Source organism: Psychrobacter sp. H29 (genome assembly GCF_059073055.1).
In genome coordinates this window covers 2,831,929-2,851,162 of the sequence record NZ_JCACRY010000001.1, presented here as the reverse complement: position 1 = coordinate 2,851,162, position 19,234 = coordinate 2,831,929, and the positions used below count along the sequence as shown (strand labels likewise).

18 protein-coding genes are annotated in these 19,234 nt (G+C 44.7%); 7 read left to right on the top strand and 11 right to left on the bottom strand.

Annotation, left to right across the window (positions count from 1 at the left end; translation table 11 throughout):
* The first annotated feature begins 109 nt into the window (after positions 1-109).
* Both AC5JP1_RS11690 and AC5JP1_RS11685 read left to right on the top strand, forming a co-directional pair.
* Positions 110-1,507, top strand: a complete 1,398-nt coding sequence (locus AC5JP1_RS11690; protein ID WP_493844233.1) for a nicotinate phosphoribosyltransferase — start codon at positions 110-112, stop codon at positions 1,505-1,507.
* On the top strand, positions 1,501-2,328 hold the full coding sequence (locus AC5JP1_RS11685; RefSeq protein ID WP_493844232.1) for an SGNH/GDSL hydrolase family protein: 828 nt from the start codon (positions 1,501-1,503) through the stop codon (positions 2,326-2,328). The genes AC5JP1_RS11690 and AC5JP1_RS11685 overlap by 7 nt, the downstream gene beginning before the upstream one ends.
* A gap of 109 nt (positions 2,329-2,437) precedes the next feature.
* Here AC5JP1_RS11685 and AC5JP1_RS11680 read toward each other — a convergent pair whose 3' ends face one another.
* A complete protein-coding gene (locus tag AC5JP1_RS11680; RefSeq protein WP_057761772.1) occupies positions 2,438-2,716 on the bottom strand; it encodes a type B 50S ribosomal protein L31 in 279 nt (92 codons plus the stop codon).
* A gap of 516 nt (positions 2,717-3,232) precedes the next feature.
* Here AC5JP1_RS11680 and AC5JP1_RS11675 point away from each other — a divergent pair.
* Complete coding sequence (locus AC5JP1_RS11675; protein WP_493844231.1) at positions 3,233-3,832, top strand: YceI family protein; 600 nt, start codon at positions 3,233-3,235, stop codon at positions 3,830-3,832.
* 118 nt (positions 3,833-3,950) lie between these two features.
* Here AC5JP1_RS11675 and AC5JP1_RS11670 read toward each other — a convergent pair whose 3' ends face one another.
* Positions 3,951-4,385: a COG4315 family predicted lipoprotein gene (locus AC5JP1_RS11670; RefSeq protein WP_319051019.1), complete on the bottom strand. Its 435-nt coding sequence runs from the start codon at positions 4,383-4,385 to the stop codon at positions 3,951-3,953.
* A 599-nt stretch (positions 4,386-4,984) separates the two neighbouring features.
* Between AC5JP1_RS11670 and AC5JP1_RS11665 the strand changes: the two genes are divergently transcribed.
* Positions 4,985-6,553: an FAD-dependent oxidoreductase gene (locus tag AC5JP1_RS11665; protein ID WP_493844488.1), complete on the top strand. Its 1,569-nt coding sequence runs from the start codon at positions 4,985-4,987 to the stop codon at positions 6,551-6,553.
* Between the two features lie 180 nt (positions 6,554-6,733).
* On the opposite strand, the gene AC5JP1_RS11660 is transcribed toward AC5JP1_RS11665, so the two are convergent.
* Entirely contained in the window at positions 6,734-7,417 is a 684-nt protein-coding gene (locus tag AC5JP1_RS11660; RefSeq protein ID WP_493844230.1) for an LOG family protein, read from the bottom strand.
* Between the two features lie 306 nt (positions 7,418-7,723).
* Here AC5JP1_RS11660 and AC5JP1_RS11655 point away from each other — a divergent pair, with 306 nt between their 5' ends.
* Positions 7,724-8,689, top strand: a complete 966-nt coding sequence (locus AC5JP1_RS11655) for an alpha/beta hydrolase family protein (RefSeq protein ID WP_493844229.1) — start codon at positions 7,724-7,726, stop codon at positions 8,687-8,689.
* 7 nt (positions 8,690-8,696) lie between these two features.
* On the opposite strand, the gene AC5JP1_RS11650 is transcribed toward AC5JP1_RS11655, so the two are convergent.
* A complete protein-coding gene (locus AC5JP1_RS11650) occupies positions 8,697-9,416 on the bottom strand; it encodes a 3'-5' exonuclease (protein WP_493844228.1) in 720 nt (239 codons plus the stop codon).
* A 193-nt stretch (positions 9,417-9,609) separates the two neighbouring features.
* On the opposite strand from AC5JP1_RS11650, the gene AC5JP1_RS11645 reads away from it, so the two are divergent.
* On the top strand, positions 9,610-10,200 hold the full coding sequence (locus AC5JP1_RS11645) for a M23 family metallopeptidase (RefSeq protein ID WP_493844227.1): 591 nt from the start codon (positions 9,610-9,612) through the stop codon (positions 10,198-10,200).
* A 216-nt stretch (positions 10,201-10,416) separates the two neighbouring features.
* Here AC5JP1_RS11645 and phoR read toward each other — a convergent pair whose 3' ends face one another.
* The 3 genes from phoR to dtd all read right to left on the bottom strand — a co-directional run bounded on the left by phoR (position 10,417) and on the right by dtd (position 12,878).
* Positions 10,417-11,550 carry a phosphate regulon sensor histidine kinase PhoR gene (gene phoR / locus AC5JP1_RS11640; RefSeq protein ID WP_493844226.1) on the bottom strand — a complete coding sequence of 378 codons (1,134 nt, stop codon included), beginning with the start codon at positions 11,548-11,550 and terminating at the stop codon, positions 10,417-10,419.
* A 58-nt stretch (positions 11,551-11,608) separates the two neighbouring features.
* The gene (gene phoB, locus AC5JP1_RS11635) at positions 11,609-12,313 is read right to left on the bottom strand and encodes a phosphate regulon transcriptional regulator PhoB (protein WP_319051026.1); all 705 of its coding nucleotides are present in this window, start codon (positions 12,311-12,313) and stop codon (positions 11,609-11,611) included.
* A gap of 112 nt (positions 12,314-12,425) precedes the next feature.
* Positions 12,426-12,878, bottom strand: coding sequence for a D-aminoacyl-tRNA deacylase (gene dtd / locus AC5JP1_RS11630; RefSeq protein ID WP_493844225.1), 453 nt, complete (start codon positions 12,876-12,878; stop codon positions 12,426-12,428).
* Between the two features lie 114 nt (positions 12,879-12,992).
* On the opposite strand from dtd, the gene asd reads away from it, so the two are divergent.
* The gene (asd, locus tag AC5JP1_RS11625) at positions 12,993-13,829 is read left to right on the top strand and encodes an archaetidylserine decarboxylase (RefSeq protein WP_493844224.1); all 837 of its coding nucleotides are present in this window, start codon (positions 12,993-12,995) and stop codon (positions 13,827-13,829) included.
* A gap of 93 nt (positions 13,830-13,922) precedes the next feature.
* Here asd and AC5JP1_RS11620 read toward each other — a convergent pair whose 3' ends face one another.
* The 4 genes from AC5JP1_RS11620 to fadB all read right to left on the bottom strand — a co-directional run bounded on the left by AC5JP1_RS11620 (position 13,923) and on the right by fadB (position 19,092).
* Positions 13,923-14,552: an HD domain-containing protein gene (locus tag AC5JP1_RS11620; protein ID WP_493844223.1), complete on the bottom strand. Its 630-nt coding sequence runs from the start codon at positions 14,550-14,552 to the stop codon at positions 13,923-13,925.
* A gap of 130 nt (positions 14,553-14,682) precedes the next feature.
* On the bottom strand, positions 14,683-15,258 hold the full coding sequence (locus AC5JP1_RS11615) for an isochorismatase family protein (RefSeq protein ID WP_493844222.1): 576 nt from the start codon (positions 15,256-15,258) through the stop codon (positions 14,683-14,685).
* 270 nt (positions 15,259-15,528) lie between these two features.
* Positions 15,529-16,701: an acetyl-CoA C-acyltransferase FadA gene (gene fadA / locus AC5JP1_RS11610; RefSeq protein WP_443527011.1), complete on the bottom strand. Its 1,173-nt coding sequence runs from the start codon at positions 16,699-16,701 to the stop codon at positions 15,529-15,531.
* Between the two features lie 231 nt (positions 16,702-16,932).
* Positions 16,933-19,092 carry a fatty acid oxidation complex subunit alpha FadB gene (gene fadB / locus AC5JP1_RS11605; RefSeq protein WP_443527012.1) on the bottom strand — a complete coding sequence of 720 codons (2,160 nt, stop codon included), beginning with the start codon at positions 19,090-19,092 and terminating at the stop codon, positions 16,933-16,935.
* Positions 19,093-19,234 lie beyond the last annotated feature (142 nt).

The window sequence follows — 19,234 nt, the reverse complement described above, 5'->3', positions numbered from 1 at the left end:
CTCAAAATTTTATACCAGTGCCGATAGACGGCACTTAACCGCCGCTACTGCTTTCTAATTGTTTTTTTATTAAAGCAGCTGCGGCATCTCAAAGCAGAGGAGTTCTGTGATGTACACCAGCAATCTAAACAATTTAATCTTAAACAGCGACAGCTATAAGACCTCACATTGGGTGCAATACCCAAGCGGTAGTGAGTATCTGTCAAGTTACATTGAAGCGCGCAAAGGCGACTACGATGTGGTGTTTTTTGGCTTGCAAGCCTTTATCAAAGAATACCTAAGTACCCCTATCACCCATCAAGATATCGATGAAGCCGAAAAAGTGATTCAAGCACATGGGCTAACCTTTAATCGTGCTGGCTGGGAACACTTGATCGAAAAACACAATGGCTACTTGCCACTGCGTATCGAGGCCATACCCGAAGGCAGCATCGTGCCTGTGTCTAACGTGGTCTGTCAGGTTATCAATACCGACCCTGAGTTCTATTGGTTACCCAGTTATATTGAAACGGCACTATTACGCGCGATTTGGTACCCGTCAACGGTTGCTAGTGTCTCTCGCTACTGCAAAGACATTATCCGTCAAGCGTTAGAAAAGTCAGCGGACAACACAGAGTCGCTCCCGTTTCGCTTGCATGACTTTGGCGCACGCGGTGCCTCTAGTCAAGAGACCGTTGCGCTGGGTAGTTTGGCACATTTGGTCAACTTTGCTGGGACGGACTCGATGACAGCATTGGTTGCTGCCAGCCGCTGGTATCAGATGGGTGAGGACATGCCTGCATTCTCTATCCCAGCAGCTGAGCACAGTACGATGACCGCATGGGGACGCGATGGTGAGACCGCTGCTTTTCACAACATGATTGATCAGTTTGGCGGTGAAGATAAAGCGCTCTCAGTCGTATCTGATAGCTATGACTTGTGGAATGCAATCGACAATATCTGGGGTGATACTTTAAAGGATGACGTCAAAAATATGGGCGGCACCTTAGTCATTCGACCAGATAGCGGTGAGCCGACCAAAGTTGTTCGAGAAGCGTTAGAGCGTTTGGCTGTGAAATTTGGTACGACGACAAACAGCAAAGGCTACAAAGTGCTGCCCGATTATGTGCGTATCATCCAAGGGGATGGCATCAGTGCCCAGAGCTTGAGCAAAATTATTGATGTGGTGACGAAAGCAGGCTTTAGCGCCGAAAACGTGACTTTTGGTATGGGCGGCGGTCTACTACAACAAGTCAATCGCGACACTATGAGCTGGGCAATGAAGTCTAGCGCCATCTGTATCAATGGCGTATGGAAAGACATTTACAAAGACCCCGTCACTAGCCGCTCAAAACGCTCAAAAAAAGGGCGACTGGCGTTAGTAAAAAACGAAAGCGGTCAGATAGAAACCATAAAAGAACAAGACATAAGTGCCACAGCTGACAACCTATTACGTGATGTCTATGTGGACGGTCAACTACTAATCGAAGATAGCCTGACAACTATTAGGGAACGTGCGGGATGGTAGATACCAACAAACTAACAGCGGTTGCAAAAGACGTACTATTTGCCCCTGTATACTTTTATCAAGGTCGTAAAATCAAGCGTGATACGGTTCGTCTGCCTGAGCCACACGGTGAAAGGCATGGTGTGGTTAAATTGCCGAAAGCAGATGGGTCGTCATCTGAAATAAATACCACACTCAACCTAATGGTCGTCGGTGACTCGGCAGCAGCAGGTGTCGGCAGCCAAACTCAGCAAGAGGCGCTGGTTGGCAAACTCATACCGATATTGGAGCAGCATCAGGTTATTCGGGCCAACTTTGCTCAGCTTAATTGGTCATTGCAGGCGACCACAGGTCATACCAGTTTTGATATTTTGCGCAGATTGTATGTCCTACCTGCTCCTGAGCAGCCTATTGATGTGATGTTGCTGAGTGTCGGCGTCAATGATACGACTTCTAATGTCTCTGTACAAAAATGGCAGCAGCAGATCGAAGACATTATTAATATTGCACAGCGTAAATTCGGTGTCCGTGAGTTAATATTTTTGAGTTTACCACCAATGGCGCAAATGCCTGCAATCCCTGCGCCGCTCAATAATTTTGTGGGTGCAAAAGCCTCATTGCTTGATGAGATATTACAGCAAGTGTGCACAGCTCATAATGGTGTCCACTACATGGCAACTGACTTTGCCCGTATGATAGAGGAGCATGCAAATGGTGACCCTATCGATATCGCTGTGATGTTCGCGAGTGATGGCTTTCATCCGAGTAGCCTGATGTATGGCTACTGGGCGCAGCAGATTGTAGAGACGATGACTCAGTTATTAGACTCATCTACCGCTTAGACTGACTGCTAAGCACACCTAAGAACGAAAGGTTTAAAACAAAAAAAACCGCTGAATAGTCAGCGGTTTTTTATTGCTTGGCAGTATATATTTACACCATAAGGGTAAATTACTCAGCAGCGTCAGCAGCTTTCTTGCTACGGCCACCAAATGCACCAAAGCGTTTGTTGAAGCTTGCAACACGGCCTTCAGTAGACGTTTTACGTTGCTCACCAGTATAGAATGGATGCGACGCACTTGAGATATCAAGTGGGTAGTATGGGTATTCTTTACCTTCGTATTCACGAGTCGCTTTAGTCTTAGCCGTTGAGCGAGTCAAAAAGAACACGTCAGCGTTAGTGTCGTGGAATAAAACTTCTTGATAGTTAGGATGGATATCTTTACGCATAATATACTCTCTAGGTCCGATGTATGTAGGGCAGTGTCAATCAACATCATAAATGATGTCTCAAACAAGCGAACACATACGTAACTGAGGCACTAAGGACATTACAAGTATGGCAACTGCATCACTGGCTTATTCCAGCACCCAATACCACGCCTCTGCTCACTTAGCCTTTCCCCAGCGGGAAAATTAAACCGCGATTTTAACGCTTTTTTGACGCGGACGCAAGCTGCAGTTGTGATAGAGATATGTGATAAGTTGTCAATAATATAGCTACGGTCTTGAGATAATCAATGTAATTCAGTACAATTATTTAGTTAGTAAAATTAATCTGTAGTATAAAATATTGTAGTTTATCTAAACATATATGCTGTGACTATGTCATTTATACTTAGCATATTAAACTACACAACTATGCGGTATTGATCAGGTCTACAGGAAGTATCGCTCTACTCATTTATAGACAAGCTTAGATTCATAATCAAGCATGGAAAACAAATACTCAATAAGGACTATTCAATGATAAACACGACAATGAAAACTACTGCTAAAGCGTTATTCGTCAGCTCAGCGCTTGCTATCACTACTATGGCAAGTGCGGCACTACCAACTCAGTGGGAATTAGATGATTCACATACTCGTGTTGGATTTTCTGTGAGCCATATGGGATTCTCAACCACAATGGGTCATTTTAGTGATGTCGAGGGCGTGGTGAATTATGATATGAAAGCACCAAATCAAGCCAGCATGGAATTTACTATTGCAACTGATAGTATCGATACCAATTGGGATGCTCGTGATAAACATCTAAAAACCGATGAGTTTTTTAATGTCGAAAAGTACCCAACCATGACGTTCAAATCGACCCAAGTTAAATTTATCAACCCACAGCAAGCTAAAGTAACTGGCGACTTTACTTTACTCGGTCAGACCAAACCGCTGACATTGGATGTTACGTTAAATAAAATCGATAACAGCCCACTGACTAAAGAGCCCGTTGCTGGTTTTCGCGCTACTGGTACGATTGATCGCGCCGCTTATGGTATGACTGCTTATGCTAGCGGTATTACGACCAACGTCCCTATCCAAATCGACGGTGAACTGGTAGAGAAAAAATAAAGACAGACTTTGCTGAATATCTACGTTCGTCCTAAATATCAATTTTTATTCGACGGTAACAAAAAAGCAGCGCCTATATAGGTGCTGCTTTTTTATGTCTATATCAAACTATCGTAGATTATTTTGTTGGGATCACGTGCCAAACGTCAAGCTTATCGTCGCCATCTTTATCACCCATTTTGGTGTCATTGGCGTAAAAGTATAAAGGTTTACCATTCATGGCCCACTGATACTTACCATCTTCACGCTTGAATGCAGCAAACTGACCAGAAGCTTTGGCATTGCTTGGAGCTTGAAATATTGGCCACACAACTTGGCAGGCGGTGCCGCAAGCTGACATGTTCATTGAATCTTTGTCAAAAGTATATAGTGTCATGTGATTGGTTGCGTCGACCAATACGCCGTTTTTACTAGCGACTGGTGCAGTATTATTGCTAGTGGCTTGCACCTCATGTGTACCTGACATGTCATTACCGACGACGCTCTTTAGTGTCGTACAGCCTGTCAGAGCCAAAACACCTGTTAGAGCAGATAACATCATGATATTTTTCATAGTAACTTCCTTGTCATTTTGATAATTGTAATAATAAATTTTATGAGCCGTTTTTGTTTTCTGATATAAAAACTGGGCTTTAACCTCACTTGAGCGAAATAAATATAGCACACAGCTTTTCGCTATAACGGTCATCCATATACAAACTTACAAAAGTGGCTGAACTTTACAAAATGATTAAGTACGAGCATTTTCACTTAGCACCTTAACTCTACTATCTTGCTTCTTACTTCGCTCTTCTGTCAAAAACCAATCTGCGGTTATGGCACCTCGTTGACAAAACTCATGCATCTACTTACGTATTTGTCATCATATTATCTACAGTTCTTCGTAAAATAGTCTTATGGAAGTGAAGCATGTCTACACAATAGACTATGACACAATAGACAACATGCTCACTGCAACTCATACATGAATGTTGAACTTAGCGCCTTTCGCACGCATATCAATAGTTATAAGACATTACACGATTACACCGAGCATAGCCTGATGCAAATGCTACTAAGGATACAACGACGACAATGACTCAGTCTTCTAATAAAAATCGCGCTCACCTTATCAAACAAGACTCTGCCAAACAGGGTTCTGCTGTTGACTTGATGTCTCATGGAGGCAAAAACGTATCGCCTACAAAACGCGTTGGTATCTTGGGCGGCGGTACTGCAGGGTCAACGATAGCTATTCGCTTAGCAGCGCTAGGACTTGAAACTTACTTGTTTGAAAAGAAAAAATCACTTATTGATGGTCCACCAATGTGCCATTTGCATGCAGGTGGTAACTTATACCGTGAGATACCTGATGAGGATTGTGTGGCACTTCTTAAACAATGTATCGATATATTACGCCTCTATCCTCATACCATCGACGTTCGCCCCACGGTATTTGCGGTGCCAACACGCGACGAAGGGTTTCCTGAAGACTTGCTACCGCGCTTGGATACGTTGACAGACGCTTATCAAGAACTGATCGAGCAAGACGCTAACAATAAAGTATTGGGCGAGCCTGAAGACTACTATCAACTCTATAGTCATGAACAGCTGCTAGAGCTCTCTAAACGTGAGCAAGTTGCCGTACCGAGCACAGTTGATGAATGGGTAATACCTGTTGCCAAATACCTAGACTTAAACAAAGTAAAATTTCCGCTGATTGTTGTACAAGAGTACGGCTGGAATATATTTCGTTTGGCGGCCTCTGCGCAGTTAGCGCTTGAAGAGTATGACCATGCCCATGTCTTCACCGATACTACGGTACAAAAAGTAGTTCCGGTAGATTGTGAGAACTGCACCAACGCCGATCATCATGTTACTAAATGGCGTATTGACTATCAGCAAGCTCACAACCAAGCTCAAAAACAAGAGAACGCCTCTCAAACTGAGTCTATCGAAGTTGATTATCTAATCAATGCGTGCGGTTTTCGCACTGGCGTCATCGACGATATGGTCGGTGTAGAAGTCACGCGTATGGTAGAGTTCAAATCTTCTTATGTTACTCACTGGGGCGATGCAGGTGGACAGATACCTGAGATTATTGTTTATGGTCAACGAGGTACGCCCGAGGGCATGGCACAGCTAACCCCTTACCCTGGTGGCTACTTCCAAATACATGGGATGAGTAAAGCGATCACTTTATTCGATGATGGTTTGGTCGCCTCTAATACGGATAGCGCTCAGCCCAAGCTACCACAGCAGTATGTGCACTATATCGAAGATGGTTGGGACAAGGCACCATTACAAGCGCGTAGTCAGCAAGCGATTGAATATGTGGCTGAGTTTGTACCAACATTTAATAGTGCACGTACCATCGGTAACGCGCTATATGGTGGGCAGCAAATCCCTGGAGAGGATGATACATTGCGAGTGGCTGATGTCAGCCTATACTCTAATATACGCTACGCCCGTGCAGAAAATGTCAAAGCGTCTTCAACCCTGATCGCTGCTGATCAGATAGTCAATGAGTTGACAGAACTTGGACTAGTAGATAACGATACACCGATGAATCGTGGTCGTTATGCGCACGAATGGTCATATCTGACACACAACGATGGTGTGTCTGTCGATAAGGTGGCTCGCGTACTCGCTGAGCAGCGCGGTTTTCCAATAGCGATGGCAGATGTCAATCATAGTGTCCGCGAAGCCGTTTTGGACGATTTGTCACCGGCTGGTGCGTAGCCGTTATCGTTCATTGATAAGTTGTTACTTTGTCCCTACGTAGAAAAAAGAGCAGACAACCTATATAGGGTTATCTGCTACTTTTTTGTGCTCACTTGCAGTGTGCTTGCTTTCAATGTACTAACGATGATTGCCATCATTTCAGATTGATAAGCATATTTAGGTTATATACTGACAACCCTAGCGGTTACTGCCTGCCATTTTTTCTGTATCGACATCGTCTTTGATAGTCACGACGGTCTGTAACATGTCGATTGCCTCATCAATAGTATTGCATACTACTAGACGGTCTAAATCTTGCTGCTTCATAAAACCTTGCTCAGTCGTATATTTTAAATGCTCGATCATACGGTCATAAAAACCATTGATATTTAAAATAATCATTGGCTTTTCGTGTTGGTACAACTGACGCCATGTAGCGATTTCCATGATTTCTTCTAGTGTACCTAGTCCGCCCGGCAAGGTAATAAAAGCGTCCGCGTACTCTGCCATGACGGTCTTACGAGTATGCATCGTATCAGTCAAATGCAAGCGAGTTAGCTGCTCATGAGCAATTTCGTGCTTGAGCATGAAAGTTGGGATAACACCCACGGCCTCGGCACCACCTATGATGACTTCATCTGCCACAGCACCCATGAGACCGATACTGGCTCCGCCATACACCAACCCCATACCATTATTTGCCAACGCACTGCCCAATTCACGCGCCGCCTGCTCATAGACATCACTGTTGCCCAAGCGCGAGCCGCAATATACCGCGACCAATGGCATCGTCAATGCTGATTTATCCACTGCTTTTTCTATGTTTGTGATGTCCTTACTCGTGATTACATCGTAAGTATCGTCATTTATTTTCATTTGCATACAGCGTCCTTAATTTTTATATCAGGTTTTATTGAGTGCTTGTTATTGATGAAGGTCAAACACCGACACCCTTCGATTGTATTATCATGCACATTGTTTATAAAACGCGCTCAGCCAAGGGATACAAAACTTGGAAGTCATATTTGAGCAACCGTCTCACCAGCATTTATCTTAACATAAGCAATGCTATCACACAGTCACAGGGATTTATCACTACGCAAAAACTACACTTTAAAGACATGTATTTGTGACACATCATAGTTTAATAATTATTATCTACCAATAAAAAAACACTAAGGTATAACGATGGATAATCGCAACGCTTCTTTGGCCACAGACCACCCAAACTCTATCATCGACAACAATCTGATCAACGCCAACAGCATAGACAGCACTACTGATATCGACACATACTCGCTAAGCATCATGACCGATCGCAATCAAGTACTGGCAGCTACAGTCTATCGTCCTAAAGAGGCGCCAACAAAAGCCATTATGATAGCACCCGCTACCGGCATCAAGCGCCGTTTTTATCATAACTTTGCGACATATTTGGCACAGAGTGGCTTTGGTGTCCTGACCTTTGACAATGAAGGTATCGGCGAGTCATTGTCGACTGAGCTGGCAAAATGTAGTGCTTCTTTAATCAGCTGGGGTCGCCATGATATGCCAGCCGTACTTGATGCGCTACAAGATCAGTTCCCTAACGCGTCTTACCATCTCATCGGCCACAGCGCAGGTGGACAGCTCATTGGGTTAATGCCGAACCATGACGCCATCTCTTCAGTGTTCAATGTCGCCTGCTCATCAGGGCAGATCAAAAACATGGGTATGCCCTATAAGCTCAAAGCGATGTGGTTTATGGACGTTTTTATACCGACCACCAATCTAGCATTGGGTTATACCCCCGCAGACAAGATCGGTATGGGCGAGCCGCTACCACGCGGTGTGGCGCGCCAGTGGCGTGAGTGGTGCAATGGCGCAGGCTATATCAAAACCGCGTTTGGAAAAAGCATTCATACGCATTTTTATGATGAGCTCAGCATGCCAGCACTATGGTTAGGCTTTAGTGATGATGATATCGCCAACAGTGAAAATATGGACGATATGATACGCGTATTTACCAAGATGCCTGTAGAAAAGCGCTTCTTGGACCCTGATGATTTTGGACTAAATCAAGTCGGTCATATGCTCTATTTTAGTGGTAAAACCAATGCTAAAGCACCAGAGCTTTGGCAAATGGCAGTAGATTGGCTGAGCAAAGGTGAATAGGCTTTAATTATTCACCTTCTTGAGTTTTCTCTGCTTCAATACGCTTCTTTAGGGCGGAGTATAGTGACGGCTGCATATTATGAATATTGCCTATCATCCATTTTACATAGCTGATAGGCACCTCTTTGATTGGTTTGCCTTTATGCTTACCAAACGGCATCTTACTCACAGGAGTCGCTTTGTTAGAAATCGCATGTGCCGCTGCAAAATCTGTCGGGGCAATCTCCAGTCGCTCACAGCATGCCTGATAAAGCAGATAGCACATTCGTGCGTCACCTAACGCGTCATGAGCGGCAATCGTCATGGCACCCGCCTCGCTCTTGCCCAACAACTGCTCAATGCACTTTGACTGACCATACGCGCGCCATTCTGGAAAAGCGGCGCGCGCCAGTCTCACGGTACAGATGAGCTTAGCAGAGGGACTACCAATCACTCGCCAATCAAAGCGTACGTTATGTCCGATCAAATACTCTGGTAGCTCAAATTGATCTAATTCAAAGCGCTCAAGACCAGCGACGTCAGCATCCGTAATACCATGCACCTTGATAACCACAGGTGATATCGAACGACCACTGTTGAAGTATTTCATCCACTCATATCCAGTTGTCACATTGATCGTCGCCACTTGAATCGGCCTCGGATCACGGCCTTGATCAGTTTCAGTATCGATGACAAGCGCCGTCTCAGCCATAGTAGAGATATCAGCCGTGTTAAAAGCATCATTCATAAGAAGTTAACCATCCATAGCACCGTCATCGCTCAACAACAGTGTTAAGTAGATAACGTTATATTTGCTGTGCTTGTATTTAATGACACCTGTATTTATGGGGATAAAATCTATAGATAACAATGCTATACACACCTTTGTATACAGGGCTTTTATAATACTTTATATCGTATAAAACAGATAAGAGACCTCAATGCTAGTAGATGAAAAAAACAAACAACCCAAGCCTTCTATTTTTGGGCGCGTGTTGAGCGTACTGATTAGAGCAGTGGTATTGCTGGGGCTGTTATTTGTGTTTGATAAGCTGCTGCCCGATATCAGCCAACAGACCCAATCATTTGTGGTCGCCAAATGGCAACAGATGAGTTTGCTGCAGCAAGAACTGCCGACAGAAGATAGCTTACCCAGCCCACTACCAGGGCAAAACCTGACGGATACGTGGGGCGCAGCACGCAGTCAAGGGCGCTCACATGAAGGTATCGATATCTTTGCAGAACGAGGAACACCCATACAGTCAACCACGCAGGGTATCGTGAGCAAGGTTGGCGAAAATACTTTAGGTGGCCTCGTGGTCGTCGTAGTAGGACCGGGCGGTGCAGGACATTATTATGCTCATCTAGAGGACTATGCTGATATCTCTCCCAATGATTGGGTCAATAAAGGCGATACTATTGGCTACGTGGGTGATAGCGGCAATGCAAAAGGGACACCGCCGCATGTACATTATGGTATTTATATTAACGGCAGTGCTGTGAACCCCTACCCGCTTTTACAAAAGAATTAAGCATAATGTATAAAAAGCTCTAATAACTTATATCAAGAGAGGTGCTAGGGCGTGTCCCTATTTTAAAAATGGCGATAAAAATGAAATAAATCGCAAGCTAACAAGGAAAATAGTGCAGACAATATCGAGATATTGATCAGCTATTTGACGCCGCTTGCCAAAGATTTAGCCATTTTTAGCCCATTTAGTGATAAGCGTTTAAATTAGGGACACGCCCTAGTTTGCGGTGACTGTACGCACATAAGTGGCTGGAAATACCACACTAAATGTCGAACCCTCACCCTCTATTGATTCAATCTGTAGCTGCGCTTCGTGTTGATGCAGTACATGCTTTACGATAGCTAACCCCAGACCTGTACCACCTGTGGCACGGCTGCGACCTTTATCAACACGGTAGAAGCGCTCCGTCAAACGAACAATATGCTCTGGTGCTATCCCCAATCCGTCGTCTTCGACTGCAAACCGGCATCCATCTGATGTTCGCGTCCAACTGATAGTAATATTGCCACCTTTTGGTGTATATTTAATCGCATTAATCACCAGATTAGACAATGCACTGTTTAAGTACATCTCTGACCCATATAGCCCATCATATGTATCGATATCTAGGTGAATGGTATGCTTGTAAGCTTGGTTATAGGCTTGTGCATCATCATAGATATGGGTGAGTAGTTTGGTCATATCTATAACGTTGAATTCATGCGTCTCTTCGATCTCAATTCTAGATAAAAGCAGCAAGTCATTTACGATTCTATTCATACGGGCTGTTTGCTGAGTCATGAGCTCAAAACCACGGCGCCAATGAGGCGGCATATCTGGCTGATCCGTGAAGTTTTCTAAGTAACCTGTCATTACGGTCAATGGTGTGCGTAGCTCATGAGAGACATTTGCCACAAAGTCTTTACGCATCTGCTCTAGGTGCTTTAAGCGCGTCACATCATAAATAAATAGGAGCTTTTCATCACCAAAAGATGTGAGCTCAAATTTTAGGTAGCGGCTAGGATCGCGCCATGACTCTATGTAGATGCCGTCATTAGGCAGCGTGGTGTCTTCATAATTGGGCAGCGTGGTGTCTTCATAATACTGGTGAAACTCTGGTATGGTAATAAAATCAAAGACACTCTTCCCTTTATCATCTTGCTGTAAAGACAATAGATCCTGCGCCGCCTGATTCCACCATCCTAAACAATCATTCTCATCGATTAAAATCACCGCGTCTCGTAGTGCTCGCAGTGCGCTTCTGATTTTTTGTAGCTGCTCTGCTTCATGCTGGGCAGAGGTGTTTTCTGGGGTATCTTGCTGATGGCTGTTACGGGTTTTTTTGTGTTGTGCTGGCACTGTCTTGTCCATTTCTTATCCTTACCACTATCCGCTATTTTAGTATTCCAGCGACCTTATGTATGCAAGACTAGCTTGGCTCAATAAGACTAGAGAATCGATAGCCTGTACCGCGTACCGTCTGTATCAATGTATCACAGTCATGAGGACGCAAGAGTTTACGCAGACGCTTAATATGTACGTCGATGGTGCGATCTTCGATGTATACGTTGCCGCCCCAAACCTGATCGAGGAGCTGCGTTCGTGTATAAGCGCGCTCTGGATGACTCATAAAAAACGCCAATAGACGATACTCTGTTGGGCCTACATCGATGACCTTTCCGGCGGCGGTCACACGCTGGCTTTTGGTATCTAGACTCAACTGACCGATTTCAATAGGCTTGTCACTACTCATCGCACTACTACGGCGCAATACCGCTTTGATTCTAGAGATCAACTCACGGGTTGAAAAAGGCTTGGTCATGTAGTCATCTGCACCCGCATCGAGTCCATAAACCTTGCTGTCCTCTTCACTTTTCGCTGTCAACATAATGACTGGTATCTCAGAGAGCAGCTCATCGTTCTTTAGCATACGGCAAAAATCAACGCCGCTTTTGTCTCCCGGTAGCATCCAATCTAACAAGATCAGCGACGGTCTATGATCGACCACTTGCTGGTGCGCCTCTGAGACGTCAGCGGCTTGCAGGCTCTCAAATCCAGCCATTTCTAGCGTCATCACAACCATTTCACGAATCGCAGGTTCATCTTCAACAATCAAAATTTGCTCGTTATACATATGACATTCTCAGTGTTAGAGGGCAAAATTTAGCATGTAAAAAGGCGATAAATACTCACCAGTCTTTATCTATTAAACGGATTAATTATGACAGCTTGATGACACTCTAGTGTCAGATCTCCAGTAGAAAATTTAGGGGTCCGTCATTGACACTATCGACTTGCATGTCAGCGCCAAACTGACCAGTGGCGACGTTTGGGTACTGTGTTTTTGCATAGTCTATAAGTTGCTCAAACAGTATTTGAGCCGCATCAGGTGCCATTGCACCACCAAAATCAGGACGGCGACCTTTGTCTGTTTTTGCCATCAAAGTGAACTGCGACACCAATAACAAACCACCGCCTGCCTGCTGGACATCTTTATCCAGTTTACCAAATTTTGTGGGATCTTCATTATTTTCAAAAATACGATACGTGAGAATTTTATCAATCATTCGCTGAGCCGTGCTCAGACTATCCTCATGCCCCAAACCAATATAAGCCAGTATTCCATGATCTATTTTGCCAACACAATGCTCATCGATAGTCACACTAGCCCGCCTAACTCGTTGTATAAGTGCCTTCATTTACTCATTCCTTAACAGATTATGCTCAGACAATAATGGGCTGTCCATGATAAAATACGGTCATTAACTTGCACATGCAATAATGACATCATCTCTTATTTTGGTAGCCGTATTATGAATGTATTTACCACCTTACAACAGCTGGTACCACAGCAGCAGCTCAGTAAAGTCGCTGGACGTTTGGCCGCCAGCCGCCATCCTTATGTTAAACGTACCTTTATTCGTAGTTTTGCAAAAGCCTATAACATCAGCCTAGACGACTATGAGCGCCAGAGTCTCAACGCATACGAGAGCTTTAATGATTTTTTCACTCGTGAATTAAAAGAAGACGCTCGTATCATCGATACCACTGACAACGGTATCGTCAGCCCTGCTGATGGTATTATCTCTCAGCTCGGACAAATCCAAGACCATAAGCTATTGCAAGCCAAGGGTCGTCACTATGATGTCGGACAGCTGCTGGCTGATAGCGAAGATGGCAGTTACTTTGCGGATGGCAGTTTTGCGACGATCTACCTAGCACCTAGCAACTATCACCGTGTCCATGTGCCGTTTACAGGTACGTTGACCAAGACTCGCTACGTACCTGGCACGTTGTTTTCGGTTAATAACACTACGGCCGCTAACGTACCAGATTTATTTGCTCGTAATGAGCGTCTGGTTTGCATGTTCGATACCAAGTACGGCAAAGCAGCCGTTGTCATGGTAGGCGCTATGATCGTCGCTGGTATCGAAACCGTCGCAACGGGCAAAATAACTCGTACTGACGACATCCAAGAAGCTGATCATGACATGCCGTTTGCCGCAGGGGATGAACTTGGACGTTTTTATTTAGGCTCAACGGCTATCGTGGTACTACCAAAAGCAGCAAAAGCTGACTGGTTGGATAGCATGCAAGCCAACAGCGTCGTGCAAATGGGTCAACTGCTAGGGATGGCAAATACTCAATAATACGACTGTATAAAAACGCTCAAAATATCAGCTCAGTTAGGTATGTTAATGCATACTTAACTGAGCTTTTTCATGCCTGTCACTCATATAAAGTTATGCATCGATCAGCCATCCTTGCTGGGTCGCATAGTCGATATTTTTGGTAAGCCAATCATGAATGGTTGGAAAGCTGTCTTTGATAAAAGCAAGGGTATAAGCTACCTGCGAACGTGTTACTTGGGCTTCGACCCACGTTTTTCCCTCAGTATTAAGATTGAGTAAAAATGGCAATAAGCGGTCAACCACCCTAAGCAACTGGCTTTCTTTGCTGCTACCCGTTTCTTGCGCCTCCCAAACCTCACTTAAAGCTGCGATACCATTACCGCGCTCTGCTTGTAGTCGAGCAATACCAGCGCGCTCTTCAACGTGCGCATCGCTACGGCTGTTTGCGAATAAAAACGTATCGCCAGCGTCAATCTCACCCAAATCATGTACCAGTGCCATCTTTAGCAGTCGCTCATGATTGACATCTAATTCAAACGCTTCAGCAATCGACCAACACGCCATAGCCAAGTGCCAAGAGTGCTCGGCAGAGTTTTCGCGGCGAGTGGTTTTTGTCACATAGCTGCGGCGGTTGATACGCTTGAGGGCATCTAGCTCTAATAAGAAGTGAGTAACATCATCTATGTCGATGTTTGCAGCAGACTTTGGGTTGGTCAATGACATAGTTGTGTTTGAGGACATGTTTCTCTCTAATTTTTTGATGATTTTGCGAATTATGATGTTGCTAACAGCAAGATAGCGCTGATGTTATCAAGCGCTATCTCTTATAAATGTTTCAGTTAAATGACTGAGCACCCTATTATATGATTGTCTACTTTATCAAATTAATAATGGTTTTGAACGCAGGATCTTCACTACTACGACACAGCTCAAACAATATCGACTCAACGGTACTGATCACTCCGCCCGCACGGCGGATACGGCGAATCGCTTGTTTTTTATCGTAAGGGAAACGAGAGCCAACCGCATCGCCAATGATGACAGGTTGCATGCCGTTGTCTAATAAATCTAATGCTGTCTGCATAATACAGACATGCGCTTCAGCACCAAATAGCAGCACGGTACTACGGTTCTGCTGTGCCAAATGATGCCACGTGTCATTGTTATCACAAGCGCTAAAGGTAACTTTCTCGAAGCTTTTGGCATTATCTCCTTCAAGCACGTCGCGTAACTCTGGTAAGGTATCCCCCAATCCCTTTTTGTATTGTTCGTTCAGCATAATTGGGATATTGAGTGCTTGCAGCCCTTTGATTAGAGTAACGGTTTTTTTGATGATGTTTTCGTGGTCATAGATATGCGGTGTTAGGCGCTCTTGTACATCAATAATCATTGCCTGGGTGTTCTCACGAGCGATTCGATAGGTGCGATCATTAATCATGGTAGACATAGTACACTCCTTGTACGGCTGACAGTTATTATCAAAAGCTATTTTAGAATTATCATTAATAGTGCCATGGTTTATCTCACTCTTATTTAGTCACAGTTTTTTGGATGCGTCAATGGAGATAATTTGCAAACGCACCGCAAGTTTTGTTTCTGTGCATGTGGCTCGTTTATTTATGCCATAAAAAACCCCCAGTCATGGTGGCTGGGGGTTTTATTTATGAGCAAATAGCTGTTTTTGCGTGTTCAGATAATCTTATTTATATAGACTAGATTAAACGCGCTCAATAACAGTAGCAATACCTTGGCCAAGACCGATACACATCGTCGCTAGACCGATTTCAGTATCTGACTGCTCCATTGCGTTTAGTAAGGTTACGGTGATACGAGCACCTGAACATCCTAGTGGATGACCTAGAGCGATTGCACCACCGTTGATGTTAACGATGTCTTGCTTGTCAGACAGGTTCAGTCCTTTCAATACAGACAGACCCTGAGCTGCAAATGCTTCGTTTAGCTCAATGGTTTGCATGTCATCGATGCTCATACCAGCACGCTTTAGTGCTTTGTTGGTAGCAGGTACAGGACCATAGCCCATGATAGCCGCATCACAACCAGCAACGGCCATACTACGAATACGAGCACGCGGCTTTAGACCAAGATCTTTGGCTTTTTGTGCGCTCATGACTAGCATGGCTGACGCACCATCAGACAAGGCAGATGACGTTGCTGCTGTAACCGTACCGCCTTTTGGATCAAACGCTGGACGTAGGTTGCGCATTTGCTCCATCGTCGCATCTGGGCGAATCACTTCATCCACAGTACATAATTGCAAGCGACCAGCCGCATCATGACCTTCGATGCCGATGATTTCATTGTCAAAACGACCTTCGGTAGTCGCAGCCCATGCACGGCGATGTGACTCAAGACCAAAAGCGTCCTGCTCTTCACGTGTAATGCCATTCATGCGGCCTAGCATCTCAGCGGTCAAGCCCATCATGTTTGAAGCTTTTGCATAATGCTTAGAGGCAGCTGGGTTCAAATCAACACCGTGCATCATGCCGACGTGGCCCATGTGCTCAACACCACCAATGATGAATACATCACCTTGGTTGGTCATGATTTGCGCAGCAGCAGTATGTAGCGCTTGCATAGAAGAGCCACATAGACGGTTGACCGTTTGGCCACCAGCAGTTTTTGGAATACCAGCTAGCAGACCGATATTACGACCGATATTTAGACCTTGCTCTAGAGTCTGGTTAACACAGCCCCAGATAATATCTTCGATGTCATTGGTATCAAAGTCATTACGTTCTACCAAAGCACGTACCAGTTCAGCTGAAATACTGTCAGCACGTACATGGCGGAACATACCGTTTTTGGTTTTGCCCATTGCCGAGCGTACGCCATCTACGATGACCACATCTTTTGGACTTAAAGTTGTCATACTATCTTCCTTTTCAATTTTTATTGTCAGTGTAGGCAGTTCACTTCAGCGCTATGGTTTACTGGTCTTGCACAAAGCACCGTATGCTATGTACGTCGATGATTAATCTCATCTATCAGTTCTGAAGTAAATCTACTAAAACAGTACGTCTGCAATCAAAGAGTATTAATAAATCCATTGTTATCTCTCTTTTGCCAGACGTACCACACTTATCCTAATACGGTATGTTCATTAAGCGACCGAGTAAAAAGTCTCGCCAGCTGCTGCCATATCGCGAATCTTTTGCGGCGCTTCATAGGCTTTGCCAAGGTGTGCATACTTTTCACACAGTGCTAAATAGTTATCTAGACCCATTTGGTCAACATAACGGCAAGGGCCACCGCGGAATGGTGGGAAACCTACGCCCATAATCATTGCCATGTCGGCCTCGGCAGGCGTGCTTACGATGTTGTCTTCTAGGCAGCGAACCGTTTCGTTGCAAAACGCAATCATAGTACGGTCGATGATCGCTTGATCATCAAATTCTTGCTTGTCGCTGTCAGTCGTGGTTTTGAGTAACTCGTAAGTAGCTTCGTCAGCAACTTTCTTTGGCTTACCGCGCTTGTCAGTTTCATACTTATAGAAACCAATGCCGTTTTTCTGACCCAGACGCTCATTCTCATATAGATGCTGAATGGCACCTTTGTAGTCAGGCTTCATACGATCAGGGAAACCATCAGCCATTACTGCTGCGCCATGTACACCTGTATCTAGACCGACGACGTCGATTAGGTATGCAGGGCCCATTGGCCAACCGAATTTTTCCATGACTTTATCGACATGAGCAAAATCAGCACCTTGCTTGAGTAGTAAGTCAAACGCGCCAAAGTATGGGAACAAGACACGGTTTACAAGGAAACCTGGGCAGTCGTTGACTACAACAGGGACTTTACCCATTTTAGAGGCTAGTGCAACAGTCGTCGCCACGGCTTCCTCAGATGATTTCTCACCGCGGATAACTTCTACCAGTGGCATACGATGTACTGGGTTAAAGAAATGCATACCCACGAAGTTTTCTGGACGCTCAAGCGCTTCTGCTAGATAAGTAATAGAGATCGTTGAGGTGTTTGACGCTAGGATGCAATCGTCTTTTACCAGGCCTTCTACTTCTTTTAGTACCGCACGTTTTACGTTTGGATTTTCTACGACCGCTTCGATTACGATATCAGTCTCAGAAAAGTCACCATAGTTCAAAGTAGGACGAATACGGCTCAACGTTTCACCCATTTTCGCTGGGGTCATTTTCTTACGTTCAACCATTTTGCCAAGCAGTTTGCTGGCTTCGCCCATACCAAGGTCTAATTGCTCAGACTTGATATCTTTCATGATGATTGGCAGGCCTTTGCTGGCTGCTTGATACGCGATACCGCCGCCCATGATGCCAGCGCCTAGTACAGCAGCTTCATTGATTTCATGTGCTTGTTTGCTGTGTTGTTTCGCTAGCTTTTTAACCAATTGATCATTTAAGAATAGACCAACCAAGCTCTCTGCTTGTGGGGTTTTAGCCGCTTTAGCAAAACCAGCCGCTTCTACTTCGATTGCCTTGTCACGTGGTAGATTGACGTGCTTCTCAATCGCTTCGATTGCTAGCGCTGGCGCTGGGTATTGTTTAGGGTTGGCTTTAGCAAAAATAGCACCTTTGGCACTGTTGAACGCCATGGCTTGCTCAAGCTGGTTTAGCTTAACTGGAGCTAGTTTTTCTTCACGTTTTGCTTTCCAATCAAGCTCACCTGAGATACATTTTTTGACTAGGTCAATTGCAGCATCCTGTAAGTCATCAGCAGGTACGGTTGCATCAACTAAGCCAAGTTTAAGAGCAGCAAGTGGTTTTTTCGGGCTACCAGTAGCGATAAGCTCAAGCGCATTGTCGATACCGATCACACGTGTACTACGAACTGTACCACCAAATCCTGGGAAAATACCAAGTTGAGTTTCTGGTAGACCGATGATTGCTTTGTCGCTCATGACGCGGTATTCACAGACCAATGTCATCTCACAACCACCGCCCATCGCAGCGCCATTGATGGCAGCAACTTTCGGGAATGGTAGGTCTTCAAAACGGTTGAAAGCGTCATTGACATGAACGACCCAATCTTTGATCTCGCTTTCTGATTTTTTGAAAGAACCGACAAATTCTGTGATATCAGCACCAGCGATAAACACGCCTTTGGCTGAAGTTACAATAAGACCTTTTACGTCGTCAGCTTTTTCTAACGCGCTAACGGCTTCACCAAACTGCTTGTTGGTCTCAGCATCAAACTTGTTCACGCTCTCATTTTCGGCGTTGTACTGCATGTTGGCGATGCCATCCTCTAGCATTGTCACCGTGATGCGATTTCCTTGGTATACCATTTGAAACTCCTTTCTATATAACGAAAGCTACGTTTTGAATTAAATAAATAGCCAGTTATTGTTAGTAAAATGGGTAATAGCACTCCACGCATGCTACGTCTTAGAGATAAACACATAGCTTACGCACGAGTGAAGATGTCTT